Origin of the sequence: Veillonella sp. CHU740 (assembly GCF_003992055.1) — a bacterium.
In the GTDB taxonomy this organism is placed as follows: domain Bacteria; phylum Bacillota; class Negativicutes; order Veillonellales; family Veillonellaceae; genus F0422.
This window is the reverse complement of the sequence record NZ_RQVD01000007.1, coordinates 62846-74387: the sequence shown is the minus strand read 5'-3', so window position 1 is coordinate 74387 and position 11542 is coordinate 62846. Positions and strand designations below refer to the sequence as shown.

Genomic DNA, 11542 nt, shown 5'->3' with positions numbered 1-11542 from the left:
ATATAGTAGTTTTCAGTATATACAAGAAAGGAGATACATGGTACGTAAAGATATATCTTTATCCTATACATCGGACAAGAATACCTCTTTCTTTGGAAAGTTTGCGGGGCAGCTTATCTTAGCGCTTATCATATTAGGCTTAGGTAGTTTCGTGTTTTTGTCAGTAGGGGCTAGATCTATTTCATTGGAGATGATCTGGGGTAGTATTTGGAATGGAACCGGAAACATAGATGGGATTGTCATCAACACGATTCGTATACCTCGGTTATTGGTGGCTTTCATCTGCGGTATTCATTTTGCCGTCGCTGGGGCGCTCATGCAAGGGATTACGAACAATCCTATGGCGAGTCCGTCCATTTTAGGGGTGAATGCAGGGGCTAGTTTTGGCATAGCCATCGCTATGATTGCATTTCCTATGGCGAGCTTGAATATGACCATTCTATTCAGCTTTTTAGGAGCTGGGTTGGCGACGGCCTGTATTTTATACTTAGCCAATCGAGGTATGGCAAAGGGATCTAAGGTCTACTTAGCTTTAGCAGGTAGTGCTATAAGCGCTATCTTTATGGCGGTCACACAAGCGCTAGTTGTCTTTTTTGATGTAGCCCAAGATATGAGTTACTGGACGGCTGGCGGTATCGGTGGTGTTCGGATGGAGCAAGTTTTGTTAGTGGCTCCGTGGACGCTGATCGGCGTGTTAGTTGCCTTGGCTATTTCTAAACAAATTACCTTGCTTAGCTTAGGTGATGAGGTGGTTGTTGGCTTAGGTGGAAAGTTGACTCAAATTCGCCTGTTGGCGGGACTTACCGTATTATTATTGAGCGGTTCTGCCGTGGCCATTGCAGGCCCTATCGGCTTTGTGGGCCTCATTGTGCCTCATATGGCGCGGTATATGGTAGGTCTTAGCTATGAAAAAGTGATTCCTTTCTCTGCTGTGCTGGGAGCCATCGTGGTCATCGTAGCCGATACGGTGGCACGTGTGGTGTCGCCTCCATTTGAAGTCCCTTTAGGGGCAGTCACAGCCATAGTTGGGGTTCCTTTCTTTCTCTATTTAGCGAATCGAAAGGGGGCTAACTAATGCATCAAGGTAGACGATTTGCTATATGGTCTATTGGGTTACTAGTGGCTTTGGCATTGATGTTTGTGGTCCATTTAGGAACGGGATTTTCTGAGTTTTCCTACATGGACTTAGTGCGTATTATCGCTGGCTATGGAACCGAGTGGCAAGAACGCATTGTCTTCGACTTCCGTATGGTTCGCTCCGTGTTAGCGATTTGCATTGGTGCTGGTTTGGCTTTGTCTGGGGCCATCTTTCAGACCATTACTCGTAATGAATTAGCTAGCCCTAGTGTACTCGGTGTCAATGCAGGCGCCGGTGTAGCGGTGATGTTGTACATCTATTTTGAGCCAGCTAATGCGATCACTACGATTTGGAAAGCTCCATTATTTGCCATCATTGGTGGGGGATTAGCGGCTATATTGATTTTTCGTATGTCCTATAGAAAAGGACGTAGCTTGTCCCCTATGACATTGATTTTAAATGGTATTGCTCTATCCGCTGGTATCCATGCGGTGCAAATGGTGACCATGGTGACCTTAAGTCCAGATAAGTTTAATCAAATTAATACTTGGCTCATCGGTACGATTTTTGGTAACAGCTGGAACCATGTGATGGTGCTAGCGCCAATTGTGGCTATTGGCGCTATCGTGTTATATTGTTACTCCACGAAATTGAATGTGTTGAATCTGAATGAAGAAACGGCTATCGGCTTAGGCGCACGTATTACAAAAGAACGAGTAACCTTTCTTTGTATTGCCGTAGCCATTGCGGCCTCTTGTATTGCGGTGGGTGGTAGTATTGGCTTTATTGGGCTAGTGGCTCCACATATTGCACGACGCTTAGTAGGTGTGAACCATCGCTATTATTTACCAGTTACCCTATTGTTGGGGGCCCTATTGTTACTTTTAGCAGACTGGCTAGGACAAGTCATCATTGCTCCTGATGAAATGCTAGTAGGCATCATCGTGGCATTGGTGGGTGCACCCTATTTTCTATATGTATTGGCACGGACGAGAGGATAAACTATGGCATTTGAATTACAACACGTTTCTACTGGATATGAACATAAGATTATCAGTAAAGACGTAGATATTAGGATTCCTTTGGAAAAGGTAACGGCCTTGATTGGATCCAATGGATGCGGTAAATCTACTCTTTTAAAAACGATTTGCCGAATCATTGCGCCTAAAGGGGGCGCCGTTATTTTAAACGGCGAGGATATTCATAAAAAAGATACGAAAGAACTGGCGAAACAGTTGGCTATTTTGCCACAGAACCCAATGGCACCAGGGTCTTTGACGGTGCGTGACCTCATTAGTTATGGTCGAGCTCCCCATAAATCTGGTATTTTGCAACGTGAAAGTCAGCAGGACCGTGACTTAATCGATTGGGCTATTGATGTGACAGATTTACATAACTTTGCACACACACCGATTCAGAATTTGTCTGGTGGTCAACGTCAACGGGCATGGATTGCTATGGCTATTGCCCAAGATACAGATATTCTATTCTTGGATGAACCTACTAGCTATTTAGATATTTCCCATCAAATGGATGTACTGGAACTAGTGGAACGATTGAACCAAGAGTATAAGAAAACGGTCATCATGGTGATTCATGAATTGAACCAAGCTGCTCGGTATGCAGACCATATCATTGCTATGAAAGACGGCCATGTACACTTTCAAGGCACGCCTCATGAGGTCTTAACAGAAGAGATGTTGAGTACTATTTTTGGAGTGGACTCCATCATTTTGAATGACCCACGAACCAATCGTCCGTACTGCATTGCCTACACCCACGCATCGGTGGAAAAAGCGAAACAAGCAGGTGGTGGAGTATGATGGGACGTCGTATAGGAACCTATCTTGGTTGGGTGGTAGTGCTTGCTATCATTGGAGGCCTTGTATATGGGCTCGTGAGTGGTACTTTCAGCACCTGGGGTGCTCCTCGTGTAGGGGAAGGTTCTGTGGTGAAAGAAAAACGGCTCGACACTGATGAGGCTATCACGAAAGAGATGGATGCTCGCTTCAAGAAAGTAAAGCAATCTGCAGAAAAGCTGATTACCAATGAAGATGAGAAAATGGTATTGCATCATAAATATGGTACTACGGTGATTCCTAACAAGCAGGACCGTATTGTGGTGATTCGCATGGAAGACCCGATGTATGCGTTGGGGGCTCCTATGGTGGGTGCTTACAATCGAGATAATTTTTACTTGCATGATGAATTAGAGGCGCAAGGTGTACAGCACATCAGTATCAATGAGGAAACGAAGACCATCAATTTAGAGCAAATTGAGGCCTTAAAACCAGATTTGATTATTATGCGTGACTCCTTCACTCGTAGTACCTTTGATGCGCTGAACAAAATTGCACCCACCGCAGCTTTTGAACTGCAAGATGCGGAGCGTGCCCTACTCACATTGGGCATGGTATTACATCGTGAAAAAGAGGCAGAGGCACGATTGCACAAGTATTACGACCATGTAAAAGAGGCTCGTATAGCCATAAAATCTCGTATTGGAGATAGTCCTCTAGCCTACATTCGGGTTATGAAAAAAGAAATACGCTTGTATCCGTATTCCTCCAGTGTGAATAGTCGATTCATTTTTGATTTGTTGAACATTACGCCAGATACGGAATCCTTAGCGCTAGACGGTAAAAGTAATAATGCCGTATCTTATGAGATGTTGCCAGATATTGATGCGAAATATTTATTAGTAAGTACAGCCTTTGGGGCAAGTACTCGAACTACATCAGATCAGGTAGGAAAAGAGCTTCAAGATATGCAGTCCATGGAGATTTGGCATACGATTCCAGCTGTGCAAGAAGGACATGTACATGTGGTGACGAATCAAGTGTGGAGTTCCCATGGAATTATTGCGAAAGAGAGGGCCATAGACGAACTTCGAGCTTGGTTAGCTCCTTGAGATGCTATGTAGCCTGTGGCGTTTTTTCTCAGAAGTATCATAAGTAAGACCGCAACATACTCCTTCTCAAACTGATCCTACGGTAGGTTTGTTCAGGAGCATGTTGCGGTCTTTTGTGATTGCGTGAGTTAGGTAGAAAGGAACGCCACAAGGCTACTACGCATAACTTCGGTGCTTAAGATGAGTTTTGTGTATGCCGTGCTCTTCTTGTATCTGTGTCATATAAGTAATAAAAGAACGCCACAAGGCTACTACTCGAAATGGCGTTCCTCAGGGAAAAGCAAAACCCCCACGGTACCCGGCCGTGGGGGTTTGTTGTTCATATGTGGAACTCATTAATTTTATGCCTAAATTATAGTATAAGTATTATAAATGCACAAAAAAGAAATTTTTCGTTTCTTTAATAAGTAACGAAAAAGCCTAACGAATAAGGTCTGACACACCTTAACACGTTAGGCAATTTCGATTTAACAGTTATCGAGATGAGCCTAACGCCTTCGACACGTTGGTGGCTCTTCTTTTGTTATGTTTAGTATAGTACAGTTATTTATAAAATATAAAGTATTATTGGAATACGATGGAGAATCGTATTCTAGCAGGTAATGGGTCGCCAAATTTGTTGGTGCCAGGTGCAAATGGAACGGTTGGTATATAGGCTGCGACCGCATTTTGTTGGGCTGCGTTGGCATCGCCAGAGACTTGAACTGATGCGACTTGGCCGCTTTCGTAAATATCGGCAGCTACGTACACGGTACCAGATTGTCCAGGTGTTGGGTTAGCTGGTTGCAGGTTGCCCAACGGCGATGGAGGATTGACAACTGTGGTCCTAGCTTCTTCTTCGGCAGCACGAGCGGCAGCATCTGCTTCTGCTTTGGCACGAGCCGCAGCTTCTGCGGCTTGTAACGAAGCGTTAGAGTTTGTCGAAGGAGATTGCTTTGGCAAGGTACTTGGCTTTTGCTTTGGTACGTCTTGCTTTGGCGTCTCCTGTTTCGGTTGCTCTGGTCGAGGATCTGGCTTCATGGCATCTGGAATTTCAGGGATAGCCATAGCTTCTTGAGGCTCAGGGGGCGCACTTTCCTCTTGTGGAGGTTGTTCTTCCGCAGGTTGTGGAGTTTCTGATGCTTGCTCCTGAGCGCTTTCAGCCATGCTTACCTCATAGAACGTGGTTGTTGATTCATGAAATGGTTCCGTCACCTTATTAAAGATAGCCGATGCCACGGGGATAAGAGCGATGTGTCCTGCCAAGGAGATGTAGAGGGCATATTTCCAAAATTTATCTTCCTTCACGGATTACCTCTTTTCTACGGCAATGGATAGTTTTTTCACACCTGCTTGTTTTAAAGCATCGAATGTTTCAATGACAAATCCATAGTTGACGTCTTTATCACCGTTTAGAATGACTTGTAAATCAGGATTTCGTTGCAATTCAATTTGCACACGACGAATCAATTGTTCTTTGTCGAGACTTTCTTTGTTGAAAGCAATATTGCCGTCCGCCATGACTGTAATATTCGCATGTTGGTTCATATCTAATTGAGCGGAGCTAGCTTGTGGTAAGCCCACTTTAAAAGTATTTTGCTGTACCATAGTCATGGTACTAATCATAAAGAATACAAGAAGGAAAAAGATGATGTCAATCATAGGGATGATCATTAACTTCGGTTCTTCTTGTACTTTCATACTCCGAAGTTTCATTAAGCATTCTCCTTTTTATGAAGGAAACGAATGATGGAAGCCATCATTTGTTCCATATCAGATACGATTAAGTTGACTTTACGAGAGAAAATAGCGTGTAATACAAGGGCTACTGTAGCTACACATAAACCAGCAGCAGTGGCTACCAACGCTTCCCCTACGCCAGAGGTAATCGCCATCGGTTGACCGTTGGATAAATCTAACACGCTGAAAGAATCAATCATGCCTACAACGGTACCTAATAGACCTAAGATAGGTGCTAATGTAACAAATGTACTTAGTAAGCTCAAACGGTCTTGCAATACGTTGATAGTACGCATAGCTTGGGCTTCTAAAGTAGCTTCTACAGCAAATCCATCTTGTTGTGCAGTTACACCTTCCACAACCAATTGAGCCAATACATTGTCAGGATGCTCTTTGGCAAAAGCGAGAGCTTCTTTCACATTGCCTTGGGCAAATTTAGTAGCCATAGTTTCCTCTACTAAACGATTGGCACCGGCTGTTTTACGATATACTAATACGCGATCGATGCCGATAGCAATTGTGAGCACAGAAATAATTAGGAACAGGTACATTACCGGTCCGCCTTGATGGAAAATAGATAACATTTGATTCATTACAAACACACCTTTCTATAAAAAATTACACCAAACCTAACACATAAAGAAAGACTACTTATATATAAGGGGAGAGTATAAAAAGTACCTTGTATATAAAGTAGCCTTACTTTTAGTGATATATATTATCATTTTATAACCCTAGTAAAAAGATGTCAATTGAAATTATATTCATATTTTAGATAGAAGTATATAGGTTTTGCATGCTTAGTATCAGTGTATTTGTGTGGCCTATAATTTTTTGCAAACGTAGAAAAATTCATATACGTGTCAACCGTTACAGGTAATTATTATCATAGTATTACATGTGCAATAGCTTATGTGATACGTGTTATTTTGCGATGCTATCGATTCAATCAATAGATGTTTTGAGATTCATAGATTACCTCATAATGCTACGGCGTAAGTAGTATTTTTTGTGGATGTTTATAGGATACTAACGAAAGTTCATGACTTAACTATTAAAAGTTAAAATATTCTTCATAGAATGGTTTAATTCTTTTTTGTTCATAATGTGCGTTGGTAGCTTCTTTTCTTGTATTTTTATCATATTTACCGCCAAAACTAAGGTAATTAAAGCTACCTGTTAACATATATTTTTTATCATATATAACAACTTTAGAGTGAACATTACCTTCTTTAATTTTTAGGTTCTTACTCAAATGTCGAAGTTCAGCAAAAAAGCTTTTCATATCTTGACGTGCTTGTTGCAGAGCGGGGTCATCACTGGTATTCTTTTTCATTCCATATAAAATTTTCACTTTTACATTTCTTTTTAGTGCATCTACTATTAAACTTTGTAAGGTCTCTTTCAGTGTAATTTTTTCAGAAATAATGCTTTTGTTGATAAAAGGTACGGCGATAGCTATTTCTGATTGAGCATGCTTTATACCGGCTTCAAAAGCAACACGTATTTTTTCGTCGAAATAGACAACAGTATCTTCCCCACCGAAGAATTCTTTCATGTCTTCTTCTTGTTCTTTTTGATCTAATAGCTCTAATTCGCTTTCTTCATATGTGTCCCAGGACTTATTACTACATTGAGGACAAGAATAGCGCTTGTTAAGCCACTCTACAATAGTTTTAGCATATGCCATCATAGCTACACCACCGGCAAGAATAGCTATACAAATGGCCATGGCAAATCCTGTACCTGCAAATAGAAAACCTACCCAGGCTTTAAATCCAAAACCAACTGTTGCGGCACCTAAAATTTTTGCGAATAATTCTTTTGTAACTTTTGTAGTATACCCACAATGAGTACAGCGAATAAAAAGGGAACCTTTATTTTTTGAAAACAATCCCATTACTTTCTCCTGACTTTTTCAACAAAATAATTTTATAAAGTAATCATAGGATACCATTTTTACCTGTAAAAGTAAATTTGTGACACCGTCGGAGAAATCACTACAATTAGAATGTCTCGTGGATTTATGCGCCATACGTTTTTCTCTTCTTTGTATATAGGATTGCATAGTTTGTAAAAGATAAATATAAGAGACGTTTTATAGGGTTAGATATGGTAAAATATAGATAGAAAAGCAGAGAGAGAGCAAAAAAAGCAAAAAAGAGTTTGCTTTATTTTTCTGAAAGCGTGGATACATAAAGCAAATAGAGTCTAAAAATAAGATACGTATTGGAAGATGACTTAGACAGCAAAAACTAGGATGAATTGGAAACTATATGAAAGACAAACGAACGTTAACATATACAATTGAAAACTCAACAGCACCGACGTTAGGGGAATGGTTAGATATCCATCAATTCCCACGTAAAACAATGAAGGAACTCTTCGGGGCAAATTCTGTCCGATTAGAGGGGCAACTGTGTACGGCGAAATCGGGACTTTCAGAGGGAATGGTATTAGAAATGATTCCTCTAAAAGAACGCATCGATCACGATCCAATCGAGATGTCATTAGTTATTGCTTATGAAGATGAAGATATTCTTATTGTAGATAAGCCATCGGGTATCACGATGAACTCAAAAGGGCAAGTATCCTTAGCGAATGGAGTAGCTCATTATTTTAAAATACATAAAATTTACGGAAAAGTACGATTCCTAAATCGGTTGGATCGAGATACATCGGGCTTGGTGGTAGTAGCCAAGCATGGTTTGGCACAACATTTTTACCAACTGCAGATGGATGATAACCGATTGGAAAAATGGTACCGAGCGACGGTACAAGGTCGATTGGCACAAGCTCATGAGGTACTAGAACTACCTATCCGCAAAAGTGCAGATGGAATCCACCAAGAGGTACACCCAGAGGGTGTGATGACCAAAACGGAATACGAAGTTCTATCCTATGATGCAAGCCAAGATACAACAGAAGTGCGCATTCGATTATGGACGGGCAAGACCCACCAAATTCGAGTGACCATGGCACACATAGGGCATCCGTTGGTACATGATCCGTTGTATGCAGATGCGCAAGCGGTGGAATATAAGCATGGCACTTTGGGGATGGATACTACACAAGTGCATACAAGTGTACAAAAAGATTCGGAAAATACAGCGAAAGAGCCAATACAAGTACTGGCAGAAGTCCCAGAAAAGACTTTTGCTTTAAGAGCCTATCGGCTAGTGTGTTATCACATGCGCACAGGGCGGCAAATAGTAATAGAAGTGTAATAGCTTTGTATGGTTATAGCTGTAGTTACTATCAGTAGGCCAAAGCAGAGCGGTGCAGTATAAAATCCGTGGATAAACGGTGGCTAGGCTAATCTAATCTAACTGAACCTAATCTAATGCTAACTACGATATAAAAAACGCGAAAAAGCACGAAAACTAAAATCGTGCTTGAAATCGCGTTTTTTGTGTGCGCAAATGTTAGAATCGTGCTTTTTTTGTGTTTTTTTGATATACTAAACATGAGGTGAGTATCATGAGAGAATCCATAGATTTAGAATATAAGCAAGAAGTTGGTAAGAATAAAACTTTTTTAAAAACAGATAAGTTAGGGTCAAATACTACTTTTGATGCCTTATCTAGTCAAGTACAAAATTTGGAATTTTCTATTCTTGAAAGATACTGCCAAGAAGAAATGGGCATTTCTGCACTTTCAGAAGATTTACTAATTACCTTAGATCTATATGACCTAAAGGATGGATTTACGAATGCAGGAGCGCTATTAGCTGATGTGAATCAATTCACAGGGATTGATATAGCTAGGTTTGGGGAAACTGAAAATATCATTTTGAATCGATATCAGTATGAGCATGAATCTATTTTAAAGCAACATCAAGAGGCTTTGAAGATATTTGAACAATATTATGAGTATGAAGAGATTCAAGGATTTTACCGTAAGCGTATTGAACGGATTCCAAAGGTTGCCTTTCGTGAGGCTGTAGCGAATGCGTTGGTACATCGTGATTGGGATAGTCAACGGCATATTCAGATTTCGATGTATGATGAGTATATTCGTATCGTGTCACCAGGTGTGTTGCCACCAGGATTGACGGAAAAGGACTATTTGGAGGCCAGTATATCAGAACTAAAAAATCCTATTGTGGGGGATGTATTTTTTAGATTACATCTAATTGAACGCTATGGAACAGGTGTACAAAGGATTATTCGGTCTTATCATACAAGCAAAACTAAGCCGAGCTTTACAATTACAGATAGCTCCATAGAGGTTATTTTACCAGTGCTACGTCAGTCTTTAGAAGGAGTAAGCGATACTGCTTTAGAGATATACGATTGGATTACAAAAGGGTATATTACGACTAAAACTTTAGTTGAAATCACAACATATAGTAAATCAAAAGTATTAAAGCATATTCATGAATTATTGAAAGAGAAGTATATTGAACAAGTAGGCCAAGGCAGAGCGGTACAGTATAAAATCCGTGGATAAACGGTGGCTAGGCTAATCTAATCTAACTGAACCTAATCTAATGCTAACTACGATATAAAAAACGCGAAAAAGCACGAAAACTAAAATCGTGCTTGAAATCGCGTTTTTTGTGTGCGCAAATGTTAGAATCGTGCTTTTTTGTATTATGTTTAGTGCCTATATCGCAGTTAGTTTTCTACATGATATACTACTTGTCAGTTTTCTATTGTATGAGATGACCATAGTACAAACCATTATTTACGACAGGTGATGCAGATCCAACCATTTTCAGAGGTAGTGGATATATTTACAAAACCAATAGTTGTAGCAGCGTTGATGAGTTCTTGTTCTTCCCCTTCTTGGATGCCGCTCATGATGAATATTCCATTAGGTTCTAAGCATCGATACGCATCGTCTAGTAAACGTAGCAAGATAGGGGTAATAATATTAGCTACGATGAGAGAGGCTGTTTCCGTCACGCCTTCTAATAAATTATTTGTTTGTACATTCACAACAGATTGCAATTGATTCATTGCCACATGGTTACGAGCATTCGTTGTGGCTGTTTCATCTAGGTCAAAAGCTGTGACGGATTTAGCGCCAAGGGCACCTGCGGATAATGCGATAATACCAGAACCCGTCCCTACGTCAAAGACTGTACTGTCAGGCGTGAGATGTTGTGCCATCGCTTGGATTGCCAATCGTGTGGTAGGATGATCGCCAGTGCCAAAGGCGATGCCAGGTTCGATGCGAATGAGGTGCTCCCTATCACGAGGACTATAATCGGACCAATCTGGAATAATAGTAAGATTGTCAGTCATAGGGATAGGGGGATACTGTGTTTTCCAATCGTCCCAGCCTGATTCGTCTGCTATGTGGATGGATAGATCAAGGGGGCCAAACTCCATGGTGAAAGTACTTTGTAACTGCTGGATCTCACTTTTTATGAGCGCCGCTAGTTGGTCAACCTCATATAGGTCGGAATCTATATAAGCTTTCACCGTGACATCCGAGGAATCGTAGAGTTCTTCACGCTCTGGTTTGATAATGCCAAACCCATCGTCTGTGAGTTGGTCAAATTCGTAAGGATCTTCTGTGTAGACACCTTCCGCTCCTAGAGCAAGCAGAGTATCCGTGATAAGTTCAGACGCTTCGTGCGTCGTGGTCAATGTAATTTCAAGCCAAGCCATTGTGGTACCTCGTAAATATAACAGACATGTAGTGTAATATAACATACACATAACGTAATCGTAATCATAAGCGGTTATATATTAATTACTAGTATAGTATCACATCTGAAAGGGCTTAGCCAAATTGTGTAGGGGCTACTTTCATTTGCAAAAATAGCGATTTTTTCCATTGAAGAAAATTTCACTTGCAAAAAGTGCAAAAATTTCCATTGA

11 protein-coding genes are annotated in these 11542 nt (G+C 40.8%); 6 read left to right on the top strand and 5 right to left on the bottom strand.

Annotated elements, in window-relative coordinates:
* The first annotated feature begins 37 nt into the window (after window positions 1-37).
* From EO115_RS05315 to EO115_RS05300, 4 genes are read left to right on the top strand one after another with little or no spacing between them, the layout of a single operon-like run.
* Complete coding sequence (locus EO115_RS05315; RefSeq protein WP_126937940.1) at window positions 38-1075, top strand: iron ABC transporter permease; 1038 nt, start codon at window positions 38-40, stop codon at window positions 1073-1075.
* Complete coding sequence (locus EO115_RS05310) at window positions 1075-2079, top strand: iron ABC transporter permease (protein WP_126937939.1); 1005 nt, start codon at window positions 1075-1077, stop codon at window positions 2077-2079. The genes EO115_RS05315 and EO115_RS05310 overlap by 1 nt, the downstream gene beginning before the upstream one ends.
* A 3-nt stretch (window positions 2080-2082) precedes the next feature.
* Window positions 2083-2901, top strand: coding sequence for an ABC transporter ATP-binding protein (locus tag EO115_RS05305; protein ID WP_126937938.1), 819 nt, complete (start codon window positions 2083-2085; stop codon window positions 2899-2901).
* The gene (locus EO115_RS05300; protein WP_126937937.1) at window positions 2898-3989 is read left to right on the top strand and encodes an ABC transporter substrate-binding protein; all 1092 of its coding nucleotides are present in this window, start codon (window positions 2898-2900) and stop codon (window positions 3987-3989) included. Before EO115_RS05305 ends, EO115_RS05300 begins: the two co-directional genes overlap by 4 nt.
* A 564-nt stretch (window positions 3990-4553) precedes the next feature.
* Here EO115_RS05300 and EO115_RS05295 read toward each other — a convergent pair.
* From EO115_RS05295 to EO115_RS08395, 4 genes are all read right to left on the bottom strand, one after another.
* The gene (locus tag EO115_RS05295; protein WP_126937936.1) at window positions 4554-5276 is read right to left on the bottom strand and encodes a hypothetical protein; all 723 of its coding nucleotides are present in this window, start codon (window positions 5274-5276) and stop codon (window positions 4554-4556) included.
* Between the two features lie 3 nt (window positions 5277-5279).
* The gene (locus EO115_RS05290; RefSeq protein ID WP_126937935.1) at window positions 5280-5684 is read right to left on the bottom strand and encodes a biopolymer transporter ExbD; all 405 of its coding nucleotides are present in this window, start codon (window positions 5682-5684) and stop codon (window positions 5280-5282) included.
* Entirely contained in the window at window positions 5684-6301 is a 618-nt protein-coding gene (locus EO115_RS05285; RefSeq protein WP_126937934.1) for a MotA/TolQ/ExbB proton channel family protein, read from the bottom strand. The genes EO115_RS05290 and EO115_RS05285 overlap by 1 nt, the downstream gene beginning before the upstream one ends.
* A gap of 461 nt (window positions 6302-6762) precedes the next feature.
* The gene (locus EO115_RS08395) at window positions 6763-7608 is read right to left on the bottom strand and encodes a phospholipase D-like domain-containing protein (RefSeq protein ID WP_164724060.1); all 846 of its coding nucleotides are present in this window, start codon (window positions 7606-7608) and stop codon (window positions 6763-6765) included.
* Between the two features lie 376 nt (window positions 7609-7984).
* Between EO115_RS08395 and EO115_RS05275 the strand changes: the two genes are divergently transcribed.
* Both EO115_RS05275 and EO115_RS05270 read left to right on the top strand, forming a co-directional pair.
* The gene (locus EO115_RS05275) at window positions 7985-8935 is read left to right on the top strand and encodes an RluA family pseudouridine synthase (protein WP_240628958.1); all 951 of its coding nucleotides are present in this window, start codon (window positions 7985-7987) and stop codon (window positions 8933-8935) included.
* Between the two features lie 253 nt (window positions 8936-9188).
* Window positions 9189-10160, top strand: a complete 972-nt coding sequence (locus EO115_RS05270; protein WP_126937933.1) for an ATP-binding protein — start codon at window positions 9189-9191, stop codon at window positions 10158-10160.
* A gap of 233 nt (window positions 10161-10393) precedes the next feature.
* Here the strand turns inward: EO115_RS05270 and EO115_RS05265 are convergent, their stop codons facing one another.
* A complete protein-coding gene (locus EO115_RS05265) occupies window positions 10394-11329 on the bottom strand; it encodes a 50S ribosomal protein L11 methyltransferase (RefSeq protein ID WP_164724059.1) in 936 nt (311 codons plus the stop codon).
* Between the last annotated feature and the right edge of the window lie 213 nt (window positions 11330-11542).

Excerpts from the sequence above, each read along its gene's own strand:
- EO115_RS05275 (WP_240628958.1), top strand. The coding sequence starts at position 7,985 with ATGAAAGACAAACGAACGTTAACATATACAATTGAAAACTCAACAGCA.
- EO115_RS05310 (WP_126937939.1), top strand. The coding sequence starts at position 1,075 with ATGCATCAAGGTAGACGATTTGCTATATGGTCTATTGGGTTACTAGTG.
- EO115_RS05290 (WP_126937935.1), bottom strand. The coding sequence starts at position 5,684 with ATGAAACTTCGGAGTATGAAAGTACAAGAAGAACCGAAGTTAATGATC.
- EO115_RS05265 (WP_164724059.1), bottom strand. The coding sequence starts at position 11,329 with ATGGCTTGGCTTGAAATTACATTGACCACGACGCACGAAGCGTCTGAA.
- EO115_RS05285 (WP_126937934.1), bottom strand. The coding sequence starts at position 6,301 with ATGAATCAAATGTTATCTATTTTCCATCAAGGCGGACCGGTAATGTAC.
- EO115_RS05270 (WP_126937933.1), top strand. The coding sequence starts at position 9,189 with ATGAGAGAATCCATAGATTTAGAATATAAGCAAGAAGTTGGTAAGAAT.
- EO115_RS05315 (WP_126937940.1), top strand. The coding sequence starts at position 38 with ATGGTACGTAAAGATATATCTTTATCCTATACATCGGACAAGAATACC.
- EO115_RS05305 (WP_126937938.1), top strand. The coding sequence starts at position 2,083 with ATGGCATTTGAATTACAACACGTTTCTACTGGATATGAACATAAGATT.
- EO115_RS08395 (WP_164724060.1), bottom strand. The coding sequence starts at position 7,608 with ATGGGATTGTTTTCAAAAAATAAAGGTTCCCTTTTTATTCGCTGTACT.
- EO115_RS05300 (WP_126937937.1), top strand. The coding sequence starts at position 2,898 with ATGATGGGACGTCGTATAGGAACCTATCTTGGTTGGGTGGTAGTGCTT.